Raw genomic sequence first — 20,498 nt, forward strand, 5'->3', positions numbered from 1 at the left:
AAGATAGCGATAAAAACTGAAACATTTTTGATTAAAATCCTTTTGTTTTACTATTTATCATTTTTATTGAATGGTTGATGCCGGGGTTTTGTTTTATTGCTTTGTGTTACCAGCATTCCAAATCATTTTCAATGTCTTTCATTCTGTCTTTGGTGAAAACTGGATTTTTGACCCCGTTGCGTTTTTGAATTCGGTAGTCTTCCAATAGACGGAATGCATATTTCCCTAGTAAAGTAATGGCTATCAAGTTACAGATAGTCATAAATCCCATTGCCATATCGGCCAGGCTCCATGCCAGGTCCAGACTGGCTAATGCCCCAAACATAACCATCCCCCCCACTGATATACGATAAATGGGGATAGCCCATTTCTGATGAGTTATGTAGCGTACATTGGCTTCACCGTAATAATAATTTCCCAAAATGCTGCTATAGGCGAAAAACAGAATTGCCACCGCTACATAAATAGTCCCAATGTTGCCTATTTCATTATTTAGTGCCATTTGAGTAAGTTTTATTCCATTGACTTCTTTAGTGGAGACCCCTCCGCTGAAAAGAATGATGAAAGCAGTGCAGGTACATATGACAAGTGTATCGGTAAAGACTCCCAATGTCTGAATTAATCCTTGTTTTACAGGATGGGTAACATCGGCACTTGCCGCTACATTGGGTGCGGAACCCATACCGGCCTCATTGCTGAATAATCCACGTTTGATTCCTTGCATTAATGCTATGCCTATACCTCCGCTCAATGCCTGTTCCCAGCCAAAGGCATTCGCTATAATCAATTCAATAACTTCTGGCAAATGCTTTGCATTCACAATTACGATGAAAAGGGATAAAAAGATGTATCCCAATGCCATGACAGGAACAATAATACTACTTACTTTGGCAATACGCTGAATACCTCCGAAGATGATAACTAATGTGAGCGAGGTAAGTATCACTCCCATTAAGCTGGGAGGAATATTGAATGCTTCCTCGAAAGCAGCGCAAATGGTATTGCTTTGTACTGAATTAAAAGCAAATCCAAAAGTAAAGATAAGCAGAAAGGCAAACAAAACTCCCATCCATGGCTGTTTTAATCCTTTTTTCATGTAATAAGCTGGCCCGCCAACGAAAGAATTATGTCCGTGTACTTTATATAATTGGGCCAATGTGGACTCAATAAAAGCGCTGCTGGCACCCAAAAGAGCAATTACCCACATCCAGAAAACAGCACCCGGACCACCCAAAGTAATAGCGGTGGCAACTCCTGCTAAATTACCTGTTCCCACGCGACTAGCTATGGAAACGGCAAAAGCTTGAAAAGAGGAAATATGGTGTTCGCGACCTTCTGTCTTGCCGGTAGAATCACCTAATAGACGTACCATTTCTCTTATCATGCGGAATTGTACGAAATTTGTTTTAAAAGTAAACCAAAACGCACATCCTAACAGCATGATGATCAAAATGTAAGTCCAAAGCACATCATTCACTCTGCTGATTAATAGGGTCAGTATATCCATTTTACTTATTCCTTGTTTAATTTAAAATAGAACTTATGTCCATGGAAAACAAGTTCCACTAGACCAAAACGGATAAAGTCTGCTAATAGTTCACAAGTTGTCTTGTGGTTTAATCTGCAAAGTTTGCAACATTGATTTAATGAAAGTTTTTCTTTTTCTTTCAAGACATCCAGTAACCGTTGCTCTCTTTCGGTAAATGTTACAAGTGCTCCTTCAGGTTTCTTGCTGTGTTGCCACATCTTTAGATGGACGGGAGTGGCCAGTATGTTTTCGTCTTTGATGCGGATATAGGCCCATGGCTTATCCATTTCATCTAGGGCATATACAGGTTTAGAAACCGTTTCGTTAATACGTATTTCCAATACAGTCTTTCCTTCTACCTTGTAAGTCTGCGTTTCCAGTTCGACTTTGGGCTTGCAATACATGGTTGCTGCTGCTTCTATCATATATATTTCTTCGTCAGAGCGGACTCCTGCTATTTTGCCATTGTCCTTTACTCCTATTAATAGCCTGCCGCCCTCGGTATTGGCGAATGCGGAAAGGCTGCGGGCTATTTTGCGTGCGTCCGAAATCTCGAATTTAAAATCCTGATGACAGTGTTCTCCCTCCGAGACAAGCTGTCGTATGTATTGTGTATCCGTTAATGCTTTCATTTCAATTGCAAAAATAGGAAAAATGAAACATATTGTGGGTATCGAATGATAAAAAAGCCGATATTAGTTTGTCTGTTATCAAGCTTTTTGCTTCATTTGCAGTGGAATAAAAATAATTAGCCTTTAAAATCTATGGGAATAAGAAAAAAATGTTTGATCATTACATTATTATGCTTTTCTAGTCTAATGTATGCAAGTGAATTCATGTTTAAACATTTGGAGGTGAAAGATGGTCTGTCAAACAATCAAGTTCTTGATATCTTTAAAGATTCCGAAGGTTTTATGTGGTTTGCCACAGCTTCTGGGTTGAATCGGTATGACGGGTGTCAGATGACTTTGTTTCGTAGTTATAATGCCGATCCGGCTTCTTTACCTGATAATTATATCAAAAGCATACAAGAAGATTATAAAGGAAACTTATGGATTCTTACCGGTGTGGGTTATGCCATTTACAACTCGGAATCAGAAACATTTAATAGGGAGGTGCATGCATGGCTATGTGAAGTCGGTATTGACGGAACTCCTGCATTAGTATATATAGACCATAATAAAAATATGTGGTTTTATATAAAAGGAAAAGGCTGTTATTTGTACATTCCGGAATCTCAATTACTATATCCGCTTTTGTTTGATACTCATCAGTTGCCAGAAGGTGATATTACGGACATTGTAGAATGTAGAGAGGGAATCTTGTTGGTATATAATACCGGGAGGCTTGTTTGTCTGGATACTCGGACAAATAAGATTAAATGGCAGCAGGATGATTTAGCTAGGGAGTTGGGAACTGACAAGCAGGGAATTTTCACTCTGTTTGTAGATCGTGATAATGATATATGGATGTATAGTCCATTTGGAATATGGGTTTATAGTCCGGAGCAGAAGAAGTGGCTGTCTTGGCTGGCAAATATTATCAAGCGTCGGTCTCATAACATGGTCCGTGCTGTATCACAGGATAAGCAGGGGCGTATATGGATAGGAACAGATCAGGATGGCATTGATATATTAGATAAGAAGACAGGGGAAGTGAGGCAGTTGCGGAACAAGGCAGGTGATGAACGTAGCTTGCAAAATAATACAGTAATGGTTCTATACGAGGATTCCAGTGAAACTATGTGGGTGGGGACTTATAAAAAAGGAATTTCCTATTTTAATGAGTGTGCTTTTAAATTTGGTGCAGAGTATATGGGAGATATTAGTTGCATTGAAGAAGACAAAGAGGGCTATGTGTGGCTGGGTATCAACGATGTCGGTATCATATATTGGAATTCCGTGACTGGCAATCGGGCTGCTTTTCCACAGAAAGGTACGGATAAACTCATTACTGATGCCATTGTTTGCATTTTGAAAGCTAGTGATGGGAAACTTTGGATTGGTACTTTGGGGGGAGGCCTGATTTGTTATGATAACGGTCGTATTATTCATTATAAAAAAAACATACCGGAACGGCAAAATTCTTTGGCTCATAATAATGTATTGGCTTTGGCTGAAGATAAGCAGGGGATTATATGGATAGGTACATTGGGTGGGGGAGTGCAGAGTTTGAATCCCAAGACGGGTTTGTTCACCACTTATAATACAACTTCGGCCGGCTTGATATCCGATTATGTTTCCTCTTTGTGTATGGGAAAAGAGGGCTCTTTGTGGATTGGCACCGTTCAGGGACTTTCGGAATTGGATATTGAAACTAAAAAAGTGGTTAATCTGGAAGGTACTAAATCTGGTAAGGAATATTTTTCTGATCAGAATATAAGTCAGGTGTATGAGGATAGCCGTGGATTGATATGGATTGGTACATGTGAGGGGCTGAATGTTTATAATCCCAAAACGGATGAACTGATTATATTAGGAGTGGAGCAAGGAGTTTCCAGCCCTATCATTTCTGGAATAGTAGAAGATGGTAATGAAAATATATGGGTGACTACAGCACGTGGAATAACTAATGTTATACCGGCAGTAGATTTAAAAACAGGGCGCTATATTTTTCATAGTTGTGTTTATGATGATAAAGATGGTTTGCAAAATAGTGGGTTCAACCTGCGTTCCATTAAAAAATTGTCTTCTGGAGAAATTTTTATGGGAGGGCTGTATGGCATTAACCGTTTCCGCCCGGATGATATAAAATACAATAAAAAATGTCCCAGCGTGATGTTTACCCGTTTGTTCTTGTTCAATGAAGAAGTAGGGGTGGGTGAGGAATATGAAGGTAGGGTGATTTTGGATAAGGCGTTGAACAAGGTAGATCAGATAAAATTGAGTTATGAGCAGAATATGTTCAGTGTACAATTTGCTTCTGATAACTATATTTTGCCGGAAAAAACAGAGTATGCTTATAGGCTGAAAGGTTTCAATGAGGATTGGATGACTACTACCTATGACAAAGTGACTTATACTAATCTAGCCCCCGGAACTTATATGCTGAAAGTGAAAGCAGTCAACAGTGACGGATATGGTGGAGATGAAGAAGCTTCATTGAAAATTGTTATCTATCCTCTTTTTTGGCGTTCCGTTTGGGCATATATTGTTTATAGCCTTTTGGTGGTTGCTGTATTGGTATTGGGATGCTATTGGGTTCTGCGTGGAGAACGGAATAAATTTAAGATACAGCAAATAAAGCAAGAAATAGAGAGGAATCAGGAGAAGGCAGATATGAATTTGAAGTTTTTCACTCATGTCAGCCATGAACTACGTACTCCGCTCACTCTTATTATCTCACCGTTGGAAACGCTGATGAAGGAATATCAATCGGATGCTGTTCTGATGGATAAATTAAATATAGTGCAACGCAATGCGGTAAGGTTGTTGAATCTTGTAAATCAGTTGTTGGATTTTAGGAAAATTGATGTGAATGGATATTATTTAAGTTTGTCTGATGATGATATCATCTCTTATATTCATACGATTTGTGATTCTTTTATCTCTTTGTCTGAACAGAAAGATGTTTCTCTCACTTTTTATTCAGCTGTTTCCTCATTGAATATGTTGTTTGATGGGGATAAAATGAGGGAAGTGATAATGAGTCTGCTTTCCAATGCTTTTAAATTTACTTGCAGTGGTGGAAGAGTTGATGTGTCTGTCAGTTTAGTGGAAGGACAGGATTCTCGGGAAATGCTGGAAATCAGAGTGGCTGATACAGGGATCGGCATTAAAAAAGAAGACAGAGAACGCATTTTCGGACATTTTTATCAAGTGGATTATCCGGATATGAGCTTCTCAGGTGGCGGAGGTAGTCTGAGTATTGTACGTGATTTTGTCACGCTTCACGATGGCACGGTGAACGTAATGGATAATACCCCTGTCGGTTGTGTTTTTATTATCCATATTCCAGTAAAACGTTCTGGGGGTAAACCGATGAAGATAGAACAGGTGCAAGTTGTAGATAAGTCGGTAGAAGATATTTCCACACTTCAAGTTCCGGAGTCTTATGTGGCGTCTAATGTCGGGGAGGAATCGAAAGAAGAACTGAACCATATAATAACAATAGAAGGACTGGAGGAGGATATTCGAAGATTAGAATCTGGTAATACGGAAGAAATTGCAGAAGAAAAAAATATAGAAACAATCTCTGCCGTTGCTCCACAAAGAGCAACGGTGATTCAATTGGTTGAGGGTGAGAGTAATGAGATGATAACTCATATTATTCCACCGGAGGGGGTACCGGAAATGGTGACCGCTGTTCCTGAAGAAAAAAGTGAACTGGAGTTGAAAACGGTTTGGAATCATGCTTATATTGATCTCAAACCTAGTGGGACTGCCATAACTTCGATGGATGAAAAACTGATAAATCATGCTGTGAAATATGTAGAGGATAATATTGCACGCAGCGATTTGTCTGTAGAAGAGCTAAGCAAGGAATTAGGGATGAGCCGCGTTCATTTATATAAAAAGTTATTGGCTATTACCGGTAAGACCCCTATCGAGTTTATTCGTATAATTCGTTTAAAGCGGGCTGCCCAATTACTCCGTGGAAGTCAACAGAATATTTCAGAAATAGCCTATCAGGTGGGTTTTAATAATCCGAAATATTTCAGTCGATATTTTAAGGAAGAATTTGGTATACTACCTTCGGCTTTCCAATATAAACAAGGTAGATAGTTTTCAATATTTTATAGTGCCATTTAAGGTTTGTATCGGAGTTTCGTCAACAGACATACGTTCTGTAACAGATTTCATCTATGAGTAAAAACAATTCCATTTTATTATTGTTTTTATTAATAATAGTCATACATTAAAATCAATATAGAATGGAACATACAGTTATACATGACGAGAAAGTAGACCGTTTCGAAGTATTTGAATCGGGACAAATCGCCTATTTGCAATATGATGAAAAGAACGGAGTTTTGGATATCCTTCATACAATAGTTCCCCCACAGTTGGAGGGGCAGGGAATAGCTCAGGCTTTGACCGAGGCCGCTGTGAGATATGCTTCGGTCGTAGGGCTTAAAATACGTCCTACTTGTTCTTTTGCAAAAATGTTTTTTACCCGGCATACCCAATATAAAGACATGTTGGTGGAGTGAGAAATAAAATCAGACACGGATTGTATAAACACCGTGTCTGATTCGTTTTTAGCTCTCTTATCTTTATATATACCTTTAATCACATTGTTTGTGTGTCATAATATCCAATACTAGTTTATCGGTTTCATTCATGCCTTGTGAACCGATTCTGGTAAGGTTGCGGATGCTACGGTCCACATCATTATCAATGATACCTTCTACAGAAGATACGCATTTATGTTCCATCGCTAATATGGCTGAAAATACAGCGGTAGAGACACCGCTGCTTAATTTCAGAGCACAACTGGGTTTGGCTCCGTCACAAATCATACCCGTCAGGTTGGCGATCATATTCTGTACAGCAAAAGTGATTTGCTCATAAGTGCCTCCCATCAAATAAGTGATACCACAGCTAGAACCTGTTGCAGCTACTACACAACCGCATAGTGCAGACAGACGCCCCAAGCTTTGTTTGATGTAAATCACTGTTAGGTGACTGAGTGTCAGTGCGCGGATCAATTCTTCTTCTGATTTATGGTTATCTTCGGCATAGACTACTACCGGTAAGGTAGCTGTAATTCCTTGGTTTCCGCTTCCCGAATTGCTCATGACAGGAATCATGGCTCCCGCCATACGTGCATCGCAAGCTGCCGAGGTATAAGAAAGGATGTGGGTAAATGTATTACTTCCCAATATTTGTTCTTCACTTTTGCTACTTTTCAGAATTTTGCCTAATTCGTGACCGTAGTTTCCTTTGAAAGAACGTTCTGCCGCCGCTTTGTTCAAACGTTTGGTTTCAAGAATAAAACGAATTTCATCCAATGGTGTGGTGGTGGCAAAATCGTACACTTTTCGCAAGTTCAACTCCGGTTTTTTTGCATCCTCATTGCAGGCGGCGGTAGTTTGTTTGTTTAGTAAAACTTGGTTGTTAAAGGCCACATATATAAAATTGGTATGCCCGCAAGCAATAATGGCCGTTGCTTTATCACCGTCAGCTTCACAGATAATTTCGATATATAACTTTTCTTCTATATTCTCTTTCAGCCCGATAGAGATAGCTTGTGAGTCAATTAGTTTTTTACCCTCTGCTACGGCTTCAGGAGTGCTGTCTTTTAAGACTTCCAATTGATATTCGGATTTCCCGATTAATGCCCCTAAGGCGATAGCGATAGGTAGTCCAATCATTCCTGTCCCCGGGATGCCTACTCCCATGGCGTTCTTAAGAATATTGGCGCTGAGTAAAGCTTTAATCCTTTCAGGTCTTTTACCTAGTGTTTCTGTTGCTTTTGCTACACAAAGGGCTACGGCTATGGGTTCTGTGCACCCGATAGCCGGAACGACCTCGCGATTTATAAGGGCAATGATTTGCTCTCTTTCTGGTTTGGCGATCATAGTAGATAATTATTAAGGGGTCTTGCAAAAATCTTTTTGAAAGTGTATCAAAACTCGAATAAAACTATCATTTCGTTTGTCTTTTCCTTTTCGTTGATTTTCAGAATATTTTTCATTAAAGAATATTCTGAATGAATAGAATGATAGGTTTATTTAGTTTTGACACCCCTTCGACTTTTGACACACTTTGGTTATTTTTTATAGTTTTGTAATCCGGTCTGGAGGAAGTCAACATATTTATCTATATCCTCATCATATGAATATGATTTATTCAACGGTTTTCCTTCATTGTCAATCAATACATAGAAAGGTTGTGCGTTGGCACCGAATTTAGAACGTTGCAAGTAACTCCATTTATCACCGATCGTGCGTAGTGTACGTTCCTTACCGTTTTCCATCACTTTGATGTGTTCGGGCAACGGGGTTTTGTTATCAACGAACAATGTTATCAGTACATAGTCCTCAGTCATCAACTTGTTTACTTTCGGATCAGTCCATACAGCGGCTTCCATTTTACGGCAATTTACACATCCGTAACCTGTAAAGTCGAGCATTACCGGTTTTCCGGTACGTTTTGCATATTCCATACCGGCATCGTAGTCATCAAACTGCGCATGTACTTCATTGGTATATAAGTTGAAGTCTTGTGTATTCATGGGAGGAGCAAATGCGCTGACAGCTTTCAAAGGAGCACCCCATAAGCCCGGTACCATATATACAGCAAATGCAAGTGAGATAAGAGCCATAAAAAAACGGGCAACACCTACTTTATCATCATCATCATCGTGAGGGAATTTGATCTTACCCAACAGATAGAAGCCTAGCAAAGCGAAAATCACAATCCATAAAGCAAGGAATGTTTCACGGTCTAGAATCCCCCATCCATAAGCCAAGTCAGCAACCGACAGGAATTTCAAAGCAAACGCAAGTTCGAGGAAGCCTAATACGACTTTAATTACATTCATCCAGCCACCTGATTTAGGCATGGATTTCAACCAGGATGGGAACATGGCAAACAGAGTGAACGGTAATGCCAGTGCAATGGCGAAACCTAACATACCGATGGCAGGGGCAATCACACTACCTGTGGTGGAAACTTCTACTAACAAAAAGCCGATGATAGGGCCTGTACATGAGAATGAAACCAAAGATAGGGTGAATGCCATCAAGAAGATACTTAACAAACCACTGGTCTGTTCCGCTTTACTGTCTACTGCGTTGCTCCATTTTGAAGGAAGAGTAAGTTCGAATGCTCCAAAGAAAGAGGCTGCGAATACAATTAGCATCAAGCAGAAGAATATGTTAAAAATAGCATTTGTGGAAAGTGCATTCAAGGCACTGGCACCGAATATCAAGGTTATGGCAAGACCTAATAATACATAGATCACTACAATAGAAGCACCATATGTCCATGCATCACGGATTCCTTTCTTTTTGTCTTTGCTACGTTTTAAAAAGAAACTTACCGTCATTGGGATGATAGGCCATACACAGGGCGTAAATAAGGCTAGTAATCCACCGATAAATCCGGCAAAGAAGATGTAAATCCATGAACGGTCTTGTTGTGATGTCGTTTCGCCAAATGCGTTCAACTCTTGGATAACCGGAGTCCAGTAATCTTGGACAGCAGTGTCATTGCCGATCAGGGCGGCAGTTGTAGCACTATCTGTTGCGGTAGTTGCAGTAGCTGTTTCCGCTACAGGAACTTCCGTTATGGCTGTTTCTGTTTTTGCGGGTTCAGTAGTCTTGCTTGTAGTAGCAGCGGCAACTCCTTTTCCGGAGAAAGAGAAAGAAACTTCAGTAGGAGGCAGACAGTTTTCATCGTTGCAGGCACCGAATTCCATATAACCTTCTATCATATAGGTAGCGCCAGTTATTTTTAGTTTCTGAATGAAAATGGCAGTGTTCTCAAAGTAACGTAATTTCATTTCAAACACCTTGTCGAAGTTTTCAATTTCTTTACCTTGTGGAGTGAGCTTCCCTACTAATTCTACTCCTTCTATCTTGTCTACGTTGAAAGTAGCGGAGATAGGACCTCCCGAAGGAAGGTCCGTGGAATAAACGTGCCATCCGGCGTCAATCTTACCAGTGAATACTATTTGTGCTTCCGTATCGGAAATCGTCTTTAACTCGGTTTTGAATTGTACCGGATCTTGAATCTGGGCAACTGCCGGAAGCAATGCCATAACGATTAAGAGGCAACTTAAAAAAAACTTCTTTTTCATTACGTATTATTTAAATTTTGATTAATGTTCATACCGCAAAGTAAGGGATAATATCTTAGATATGTCTCTCTATACCTATATAAATATCGGCAATTGCTGTTTTCAGAATAAAAAATAGAGCAAAAAGATAATCTATTGCTCTTTTTGGAGTTCCATAACTTTGTTTCTATATTGGGAGGGGGGCATTCCCACAGAGGATTGGAAAAGGTTATAAAAGGTGGAAATGGAGTTAAATCCCAACTCTGCAGAAATGGCTTTCATCGGAGTTTCGTTATTGGGGTCAGATAATAGGCGGATAGCTTCTTCAATACGGAAACGATTTACATAATGAGTGAAGGATAATTTGGATTGCTCATTGATGATACGTGATAAATAAGTACGGTTAGTTCCTAGTATTTCCGCTACTTTGTCTTTTGTTATAAAATTGTCTTTGTAAATTTTTTCTTCTCTCATAATACGCTCTAATGTACGGAAAAGTTCTAAACTTTTCTCATCGGTGAGTGAGGAGGAAGCATACTTTTCGGAAGTAGAAACCATGGAGGGGGCATTGGTTTCCAATTCTTTTATACGGCGATTCAGTTCCGTTTCTCTTTTGATTGCTTCTTGATTTTGCTTGACAATACTTAAATAAAGTTTGTTTTTACGGCGGTAGAGGTAATAAAGCAACCCTAAAACAATTACAGTGATAATAAGAATAAATGTTTGTTGCTGTATACGCTGTTCTTTCTGCATTACATCTAGTTTGCTTTGTTTTATTAAATTTTCCTGCCGCTCAGAGTCATATTTGAATCGCATTTCGCTTAAATCTCTTTCTTTGTCCTTGTTGAAAAGGCTGTCGTTTTCCAAACGGAATATTTTATAATACTTCAGTGCGTCATGATATTGGTGCAATTGCTCATAGCAGGTAGACAGATTTTCGTATAGTTCATTGCGATGGATGGCGTTGACGCGTGCATAAGAAATAGCTATTCCTTGTTTTAACAATAAAATAGCTTCTGGTTGTTTGTTTTGCTGCATTAGTATACGTGCATATCCCAAATGGGCATAGACAATAGAGGAAGTTTGTGCCGCCTGTTTATCCTTCATGGCTTTTTTGTAATATTCCAAAGCCTGAGCATATTCACCCATATCATATAATATATTGCCAAAGAGATTATAGGTATGGGCTTGGTCGTAGAAATCATTTTCCAGCATCAATGTTTCGGCTTCATGGATATATTTCATTGCTTCCTCATTCTGTTTCATTAAAAAATACATATAGGCAGAATTTACTGCACCGGAATAAATGATGTATGGATTACGCATACTGTGTCCTAATTCATAACATTCTAATGCGTATTTGATGCCGGCTGTATCTTTTTTGAGGTAATAGATATTTGCTAAATTGCCTAAAAGCAAAGCGTATTGTTGTTGGAAATTATTTTGTTGTGCCAATTGGATACCTTTATAAAGCCATCGTATGGCACGGTAATAATCGGTTTCAATATTTGCTGAATAGAGTCCGAGACTACCATAGACGGAACAAAGGGTGGAGTCATTATTCAGTTTGGTTGCTAATTCAAGAGAAAGATTCAAGTTTTTTTTGGCTATTTTTTCCCGTCCGCTCATCATTTGCGCTTGTGCTTGGTAGATATATGAATAGAGTTGGAGTAGAGGATTTTTAGTCTTGTCCGCTACGTTTTTCATAATCTCAGCGTAAGTGATGGTTTTGGAATAATCTCCTTTATTTAAATAGTATTGGCATAGAAATTTTAAGGCATCCCCGTTATCAGGTTCTTTCCTAATGATTTCCAACTGTTTCTCAAGGATGACGGGGCGCTTTTGTGCATGTACACAAAAGGATATCCCCAAAAGTAACAGTAAGAAAAGACATTTTAGTTTCATATGCTTTTTTCGATTGAGAGTGCAAATATAATAAAACCTTTAATTTTTCTTGTTCAAAAGTCTTGCATATTTAAAATAAAGTCGTACCTTTGCAACGCTTTCAACAAAAGCACTTCTGAAAGGAAGTTTGGGAGAGGTGGCAGAGTGGTCGATTGCGGCGGTCTTGAAAACCGTTGTACTGCGAGGTACCCGGGGTTCGAATCCCTGTCTCTCCGCTGGAAAGAATTGTAAAACAAAGAAAATCCCTGTAAATTAATACTTTACGGGGATTTTTTATTTTTTGATGTATAGTAAAAATAGGCATATCAAAGTATTCTTTCGGTGTACCTTATTACGGATCACCTGTAAAATATGGAGAGTGTTGCAAAGCTGTTTTCATTTCGCATCAGAAAGCATACTTTTGCATGGAACTATACATACGTATGTGCAGGGTTATATATGTGTACGTACAGTCTTATGCGTACATATGTGATATCCTCATGCCCAAAAAGTGTTTTTTAAAAGATCAAGAACTTTTCAAAAAAGAAGACGACCTTTTTAAAAAATAACAGGAACTTTTTTAAAAACGTCTTGATCTTTTTTATTGCTGCCAATACATCGTAAACCGTCATTCTGTGGAGGTACAAACTTTTCATGTGTACTTTTTGTGGGGAAAAAGCCTAAAATACCCTACTTTATATCAAGCCGAAACAATTTATAAAAAAAGAATATATAGCTGAAAACAAGGATGTTATGTAAAAATATGCTTCAAAACGTTGTGAGAGTATGAGAACATGAATAAGAGCAAGTATTTTTATCCTTACTACATAAATAGTTTATAATAAACCTGTTATATATGCAGTGAGGGTATGAGGGTATACATGGTTCGAACTTTTCTTAGAAACATGCAAAACGGCTATATTCCACGATATAGGAATATATGCCGTTTTGATAGAGGGGAAATTTTTTTATGGTATATAATTCCAATAATCCATATTTGTAACGATTTGAACTATAATTTTACGATCTCCTTCTCGTATTTCGTTGGGAGCATTCTGAGATGCATAAGATATTTTTGCGCCCACTCCTTTTGCTTTTAACATTTTATTGGGAACTCCTTTCTTTATAAGTGCATTGACTACAGCGTCTGCACGTTTTTGGGATAGTTCCATATTGTATTGTGATGATCCTTTTGCATCAGTACATCCTGTAATGAGATATTTTTTGCTTGTGTCTGTCAGCATAATTTGAGCTATTTCATCAATGATAGTAGCTGCTTTAGGAGTTATTTCTGTTTTATCAAACTCAAAATAGATATTGTTGAATAAATCACATAAAACATTGGGCTGGTTTGGAGTCTCTACAATTTGTTTCATGATTATAGGTTTTTCTATTTCTTTTTCTATGATTTTTTCCACATATTGAATTTCCGGTTTGACTTTTAGGGATTTACCACCAATGCGCCACATCAATCGAATGCTTCCTTGCCATGAATTGGCTATATGTTTGTATGGCATGATGAGATAGTCTCCTTGGAGTCCTATGCCAATGTTGTCATTAAGCCACATATTCACGCCTATTCCCAATGAAATAGGGATAAGATTTTGTTTATCCTTCCCTTCTTTAGTATAATCATTTGACAGATTCCATCCCATCTCCTCACTGTTGAATTCTTCCATCCCCTTATAATTGATCTTAAAATTCTTGTACATATAGTTGACCCCCATTCGAAGAAAAGGATCAATATAATTTGAATGGAAATATTCACCTAGGCGCCACTGTAAACCGATTCCTGTCATACCTAGCCATCTTGATTCCTTACCGTTACGGACAGGATCGGAACTGTAGTCTAATGTTCCTTGTAAATCTAGATAAAAATGAGAGTTAAGTTCACGAGCAAAATATAGATTTCCTCCGAAAATGAAATCTTTTTTGTTAGTACCTACAGTGTAACCGCCTTTATTATTAGTATGGAAATTAATAACATTAAAACGTGTCATTTGAAGTCCGGTTGCGCCTATACCTATTTCCCATGCTTTTTTATTATTATCGGTTGTTCCATTCTTTGCGCTTTTTTGTGCATTTATAGGTAAACCGAAACATAATACTGAGGTAAAGCATAGTATGAGATGGATTTTATGTATATATATTTTCTTCATATTTTTATTCTTCATAGATAACTTGTACTTCGGGCAACTCATAAGAGCTGTTATAGTTTTCAATAATAAATGTTTTTTCATCCTTTCCTTTTCGGAGATAACCTTGATAATATCTATAGAAATATGAACTATTGCCATTGTCAATGTATATGGATGAATTTAAAAACGGTGCGAATACTTTGAACGTTGGAACTTCTGCAGAAGATCTGTTATTAGAACTTGATGCTTCTTGTGAACCAGCTGTTGAGGTATATCTGAATGTGATATATGCCATTTTAAGTTTGTTGGCTTCTTCTTCAGTATAAGCTATCGGTTCTACATAGTCCATTCCATTTTCTTTAACGACACGTGTGGTCGATGATTTGTAAATTCTTGTAAAGTCTATTTTTGAAAAATCCAATTCACCTTCTGCAGATGAGAAACTGGGTGCTTCTCCATTGGATATTATTTTTAATTTTAATGTTTTTAGCGTAGGTCCCATTTGATAAGGAGCTAATAAACAAATACCATTCCATTGGAAAGTTTCTCCATAATAAGGCTCTCTAGCTTTTACAGTGTAATAAACGTCACTTCCATCCCAATATTCAGATTGATTGTTTTTGAATTTTCCGGGATTTTCTTGAATGAACCGATAGGTATAAATATAGTAATAATATCCTCCATTATTTGAACTAGAATTTTGGCTTGAATATAATTTTTTGTCTGACAAAATACTGTTGGGATTATTTTTATCAGAGACTCTATATGCGTCTAAATTCCTTGAACCACTATTAGGTAAATAAGAAGGGATATTTTGCCATTGGTCTTCCGGATTAACTTTTCGTTGTATATAGAAATATAGATACTGATAATCGTATAATGAATTTGAATTATCGCGAAGGATCATTCTCATGCGTACTCTATTGGGAACATATGTGTTTTTAGCGGATTCTTGCGGTGTCTTTCCGGCTAGGGTTACTTCTTTTACCGTTCCCCAGCGTAAGTTTATGTCTTGTATTTCGGGTAAATCTTCTTTAGGTACAATAAACTCTCCGTTTTCATTGGTTATGTAAGTTTTTTCTGCATTGATACCCGGCATACCTTTTACTTGAGCTTTGGGTGCGATTTGTCCAGTTTCATCATATACTTTATAGAGTACACCTCCATCAGTTGTGCGTACATATTCACCATATTCTGATTGAGAATATTGTGCAATAACATTAGGTATACCCTTAATGATGGTAACTTCTGTTCCCGGTTTTCCTGGTTCTCCGGGTTTGCCGTCTTTGCCATCTTCTCCGTCTTTGCCATCTTTTCCGCGTAGATAGTCATAAAAATCATTTAACGTATTTTTTTCACAGTTCCATACTCCACCATTTTTGTGATCGATAAGTGCGTCTGTTGTACCACAACGTTTAGCTAAGTCATTTTTCCACAGTTCATGTGCTGACAAACCATTGCTTCCGTTTATTCCGTCTTTACCGGCTAAATAATTGAAAAAATCATATTCTGAAACTTTGTCAGAAGGCCATTTTTGTCCTGGATTTTTAGGATCATTAATATTGCCTGTTCCTACAGTTTCTTTCCATAGTTCATAAGTGGATTTTCCATTGTTACCATTTGTTCCACTGAGGTAAGTATAGAAATCTGCCATTGTAATTTTATCTTTGGCCCATGCTGAATTATTTTTGTCTTTGATTTTGTCATTTTTGACATCATTCACCCATAATTCGTATGCAGATGCTCCGTTAACTCCTTTTTCTCCTTGAGCTTTTATTCCTGTATCAGTAGTACCTATCCACCAATTTCCGTTATTACCTATATGGGGAGATATGCCATCATCTCCTTTCTCTCCTTGAGCTTTTATTTTTGTATCGGTAGTACCTATCCACCAGTTCCCATTTTTTATAACCGGGGTAAGTCCGTCCGTTCCTTTATCACCTTGTTCTCCTTTGGGGCCTTGCACTGCAATCCCTGTATTGGATGTGCCTATCCACCAGTATCCGTCTTTAATGAAAGGGGTTAAGCCGTCGCTTCCTTTTTCTCCTTGAGCTTTTATTTTTGTATCGGATGTATTGATCCACCAGTTTCCATTAGGACCAATATAAGGGGATGCTCCGTCTTTACCATTTTCTCCTTTTTGACCTTGAGCGGGAAAATTTGTATCATGATTGCCAATGTACCAATTACCATTTTCACCAACATGTGGAGTAATACCATTTTCACCATCTTTCCCTTTTAAATATAAAAAGAAATGTTCCATTGTTGTTTGGTTTTTGGGCCAATTTATATTGCCGTCAGCAACAGATTGTTTCCATAATTCATAAGCGGAAAGTCCGTCTTTTCCATTAATTCCATTCTTTCCATCTTTGCCGATAGCTTTGATTTCTGTGTCTTTATTGCCGATATACCAATTTCCATTTTCACCAATATGAGGTGATTGTCCGTCTCTTCCGCTAAGAAAATCCCAAAAATCGGCTTCTGTATTTTTTGAAGAGGGCCAAATGAGCGAAGGGTCATGAGGGTTGGTGACATTACCTTGGGTGATCAGGATTTTCCATTGATCGTATGCAGACATTCCATCTTTTCCTTTGTCTCCTTTTTCTCCTTTTATATAAACTAAAAAGTCTGCTAAATCAACTTGGGTGGAAGGCCAGTTTATATGACCGGTTTCAACTTCTTCTTTCCATATCTCATAAGCGGATTTGCCATTGGTTCCCTGAGGACCTTGGGGTAATTCAAAATCAATACTGCTGCACGAGAAAAAAAATGTGCAAAGTAGCACTGATAATACATAAATTTTGCATTTCTTTTTTGTATACATGACTATAAATAATTAAAAATGAATTACTTTTTGTTGTTACATATTTGATAAACTCAGTTCTGCTTTATTGAATACTGTATCGTCGGGGGTGTTCATGCAATTTTATATTTTAGGTTATTCTACTGTGTGCGATTTACATTATAATAATATTCACATTTTATTTAGGTGCAAAGTTCTATATTTGGTGCTAAAAAGAAGTTGCGTATTTAAAAGATTTGTTTGCATATAATCAATCTTTTCTTTTATATCTGCATAAAAAGGTTTCCTATTTTTCTTAATGTTCGTTTTTGGATAGTTTTAAATGGTAGATACTTCATATGATTTTACATAAGGAGTATATGTGATAAGTTTTTTCATATATTGATGGTGGATTATGATTAAGTTTTGTGATATTTGTTTTTATATGACGTATAGAAACTCTTAAAATAGATCCATATACCGAGATCAGGAAACAAACTTATTCTTAGCTTCAGTATGTATGATGGAGATAAGTATATTCATAATCTTTAGGATGCGGGATGTTTGTTTAATCGTTTGCGGAAACAGAATATGTTTCGAGAGGAGGTGTACCTTTTGATTCTTCTCCTTTTTTACGTATTTCGTTAGGAGTGGCTCCAATATTCCTTTTACAGTAGGTCGTAAAATGGGAAAATGTCTTGAAATGATAGTCCAACATTATTTGTTTGATGGGTAGGGTACTTTCTTTTAACTTGAATTCAATTTCATAAGATGTTTGCTTTTGTAACCATTGATATGGTGTATCTCCATGAAAGTTTTTTTTGAATAACTGTGTGAAAATAAGGTCGTTATATCCGCATAGAATAGCTAATTCTTTGGCAGTTCTGCAAGCTTTGTAATGTGTCATGACGGATACGAAAAACTGAAGATCATTCGAAAGGGCATAACGGAAAATGGAGGCAATTTCGTTTTTGCTATAGCAAATTTTAAATAATGAGAACAGCTCATATTCTTTGGCTCGATGTAAGTCGGGAATTTCTGTTCCATTTTTCATGTAATCGACCAGCAAATCCAAGTAGGAACGTATTAACGGATAAATGGGAAGAACTTCTACCGGTTTTACTTCTTCGATGGATATGTCTTGTAGATATTCTATTATTCTGCTATGTAGATAAGGGGCCACAATATTACATGCATGGATGACGAGTTGTACATCATCCATTGTTTTGATTTTACATTTATGTAAGCTGCTGATAAAGAAAAATTCATTTTGCACTGCTATCAGAGGCATTGATTCCATTTGATCTCTGAAGAGACATAAAGATCCTTTTAGTACAAAACAAACTTGGAATTCATGGTTTTCATTCAGATTTTGGATAATTTCTCCCTTGCCTATATGAAGATATCTGAATTGGCTGAATCTGGATAGTGCAAGAGGATCACGGTATAAATTCTTTAGTAAAAATAGCATTTCCATATATTATAAACATTTTAAGATAAAAAAAGTTTTGATATATCTATCCCAGGCAAATATAACTTGATATTTAAAATGTTTTAAAGCTATAGAAGGAATATGCAACTAAATCATTGCTAATATGAAATTGAATCTTCTGTTTAAGAAAGAGTTTATCAACATATGAAATTATAAGGTATTTAAGGCCGGATGCTTTGGATAGTAGCTTATAAAGTGGAAGATGTTTACTGATTTTTTATGAGTGAATGTAAATAAGTGATTTGGAATGGAGAAAAATTTAAGGATCTTTTCCTTATTGTTTACAAGATAACAATAAGGAAAAGATCCTTAAATTTAAATTATTGCTGGTATTGGCCATTCACTATAACATTTTTCATACGAATATTGTGAAAAGCATCTTTATTCCATTGGGAAAATTTAGTTTCGATCTTTACATCTTTAAATGAAAAATTGGATAACTCATACTCAGCTTCATTTTTATTCACATTTAGAAATTTGTCACATTTCAGTTCTATGTTGTGCATCGTGATATGGCTTCCGTAGGATTTAGGAATCGTTGTTCTTCCTTTCAAGTCATAAAATTGTTTCCATGACGAAACTCCTAGTAAAGCCTTGCAGAAGCCTTTTACATTTTCTACTGTGATGTATTCATAGTGTTGCGGAGTATCAGGCCGCATTTTCAATAGAAGTAGTTCATTACCGCCTTCTGCTCTGCAATTGCGCATTAATACATTATAGACATGGATGGACTCGCTGCCACAAGTCATGCAACTGCCAGTAGTATGATCAAAGAAACAATCTTCTATTAGAATGTTTTTATTGGGACCGTTATAAGTATCCTGATCGGCATAAGGTCCTTTTCCACCTTTAAAGCAGATGGCGTCATCATTTACAGTAAACCGGCATCCTTTAATATGAAAATTGGTACATACATCCATATCTATACCGTCCGCACTAGCTGATTTTATAGGTTTGATAGGAGAGAAAATTCGTAGATTGAGTAATTTCACTTTATCGCAGCGATAATAATGGCTGGTCCAAAAAGGAGAGTTCTGTAAAGTCACATCAGCAACCTGCACATTACGGCAATGAGCTATGTAAAGTAGGCGTGGTCGCATTTCGTCCTTGTTTGTACATTGAGGATTCCATTCGCGACGTAGGCGGAAAGCTTTCCAGTAGGGAGTGCCGTTTCCGTCAATTGTACCTTTGCCGCTAATTGTAAAGGTATCTAACCCGTCGGCATTGATTAATGCACCGAAGTATTTGCAGTATTCACCTTCAATGCGAGTCATGAGGAGAGGGAAATCCATAATGTTCTCACTACCTAGTAAGGTGGCGCCTTTTGACAAATAAAGATGAGTCCCTTGTTTGAAAAAGAGGGAACCGCTTTTATAAATTCCTTCAGGGATGTAAATGACCCCACCGCCATTGGCTGCCGCTTCGTCTATGATCTTTTGTATTTTCTGTGTTTGAACGATATGGGGATTGCTTTCAATTCCATAATCGGAAAGGTCGTATTTTTTTCCTAAGGAGTCAGGATGGACCACTTTAGTTTGGAGAAACCATTCGGAGATAGGAGTACCATCAGGAAACACATTTTGTTTTCTTTGTTCTTTTTTTGCCATTGAGGGTACTATTATGCTCAAGCATAACAGGAGTGATAGTAATTGTTTCATAAATAAGTTTTTCATTTGGTTCATATTATGTGGATGACAAAGAAAAACAATAACAGTCAATTGTATCTGTATTTATTGTTTTATTCAATGGAAAATTGTACGGCTTGATTCTTTTCATTAAGGCGGATGGTTGTGATATAGAGAGATTCCTTAGTCTGGAAAGAACAATTTAGGAGCTTTTTTTATCTGCACAGTCGTTTCTCCAAACTTATAAAAGCTTGAATAAATCGCGCTTTTTGCCCTGTTTATACTATTTTCCATCTATGTAGATTCTTTTCCATATTTTCAG

General features: G+C 37.4%; 11 protein-coding genes and 1 tRNA gene. 3 read left to right on the top strand and 9 right to left on the bottom strand.

Going from position 1 to position 20,498, the window contains the following annotated elements; genetic code table 11:
- Positions 1-106: 106 nt before the first annotated feature.
- Complete coding sequence (locus GKD17_RS04135) at positions 107-1,507, bottom strand: alanine/glycine:cation symporter family protein (RefSeq protein ID WP_007836830.1); 1,401 nt, start codon at positions 1,505-1,507, stop codon at positions 107-109.
- A 5-nt stretch (positions 1,508-1,512) separates the two neighbouring features.
- A complete protein-coding gene (locus GKD17_RS04140) occupies positions 1,513-2,160 on the bottom strand; it encodes an AlbA family DNA-binding domain-containing protein (RefSeq protein WP_007836832.1) in 648 nt (215 codons plus the stop codon).
- A gap of 132 nt (positions 2,161-2,292) precedes the next feature.
- Between GKD17_RS04140 and GKD17_RS04145 the strand changes: the two genes are divergently transcribed.
- Entirely contained in the window at positions 2,293-6,252 is a 3,960-nt protein-coding gene (locus GKD17_RS04145) for a two-component regulator propeller domain-containing protein (protein ID WP_032936451.1), read from the top strand.
- A gap of 149 nt (positions 6,253-6,401) precedes the next feature.
- A complete protein-coding gene (locus GKD17_RS04150) occupies positions 6,402-6,680 on the top strand; it encodes a GNAT family N-acetyltransferase (RefSeq protein ID WP_005839036.1) in 279 nt (92 codons plus the stop codon).
- 75 nt (positions 6,681-6,755) lie between these two features.
- Here GKD17_RS04150 and GKD17_RS04155 read toward each other — a convergent pair whose 3' ends face one another.
- From GKD17_RS04155 to GKD17_RS04165, 3 genes are all read right to left on the bottom strand, one after another.
- Positions 6,756-8,051, bottom strand: a complete 1,296-nt coding sequence (locus GKD17_RS04155; protein ID WP_007836840.1) for an L-cysteine desulfidase family protein — start codon at positions 8,049-8,051, stop codon at positions 6,756-6,758.
- Between the two features lie 191 nt (positions 8,052-8,242).
- Positions 8,243-10,276 carry a protein-disulfide reductase DsbD family protein gene (locus tag GKD17_RS04160; protein WP_007836841.1) on the bottom strand — a complete coding sequence of 678 codons (2,034 nt, stop codon included), beginning with the start codon at positions 10,274-10,276 and terminating at the stop codon, positions 8,243-8,245.
- Positions 10,277-10,408: 132 nt separating this feature from the next.
- Entirely contained in the window at positions 10,409-12,160 is a 1,752-nt protein-coding gene (locus GKD17_RS04165; protein WP_007836842.1) for an AraC family transcriptional regulator, read from the bottom strand.
- Positions 12,161-12,290: 130 nt separating this feature from the next.
- On the opposite strand from GKD17_RS04165, the gene GKD17_RS04170 reads away from it, so the two are divergent.
- Positions 12,291-12,375 (top strand) — tRNA-Ser (locus GKD17_RS04170).
- A 732-nt stretch (positions 12,376-13,107) separates the two neighbouring features.
- On the opposite strand, the gene GKD17_RS04175 is transcribed toward GKD17_RS04170, so the two are convergent.
- The 4 genes from GKD17_RS04175 to GKD17_RS04190 all read right to left on the bottom strand — a co-directional run bounded on the left by GKD17_RS04175 (position 13,108) and on the right by GKD17_RS04190 (position 20,209).
- Complete coding sequence (locus tag GKD17_RS04175; protein WP_007844770.1) at positions 13,108-14,298, bottom strand: OmpA family protein; 1,191 nt, start codon at positions 14,296-14,298, stop codon at positions 13,108-13,110.
- 4 nt (positions 14,299-14,302) lie between these two features.
- Positions 14,303-17,101 (bottom strand): collagen-like domain-containing protein, encoded by a 2,799-nt coding sequence (locus GKD17_RS04180; protein ID WP_007836852.1) that lies wholly within the window; start codon positions 17,099-17,101, stop codon positions 14,303-14,305.
- 526 nt (positions 17,102-17,627) lie between these two features.
- Positions 17,628-18,536 (bottom strand): helix-turn-helix domain-containing protein, encoded by a 909-nt coding sequence (locus tag GKD17_RS04185; protein WP_007836855.1) that lies wholly within the window; start codon positions 18,534-18,536, stop codon positions 17,628-17,630.
- 335 nt (positions 18,537-18,871) lie between these two features.
- On the bottom strand, positions 18,872-20,209 hold the full coding sequence (locus GKD17_RS04190; protein ID WP_007844769.1) for a glycoside hydrolase family 28 protein: 1,338 nt from the start codon (positions 20,207-20,209) through the stop codon (positions 18,872-18,874).
- Positions 20,210-20,498 lie beyond the last annotated feature (289 nt).

The sequence above is a fragment of the Phocaeicola dorei genome (genome assembly GCF_013009555.1).
Classification (GTDB): Bacteria; Bacteroidota; Bacteroidia; order Bacteroidales; family Bacteroidaceae; genus Phocaeicola; species Phocaeicola dorei.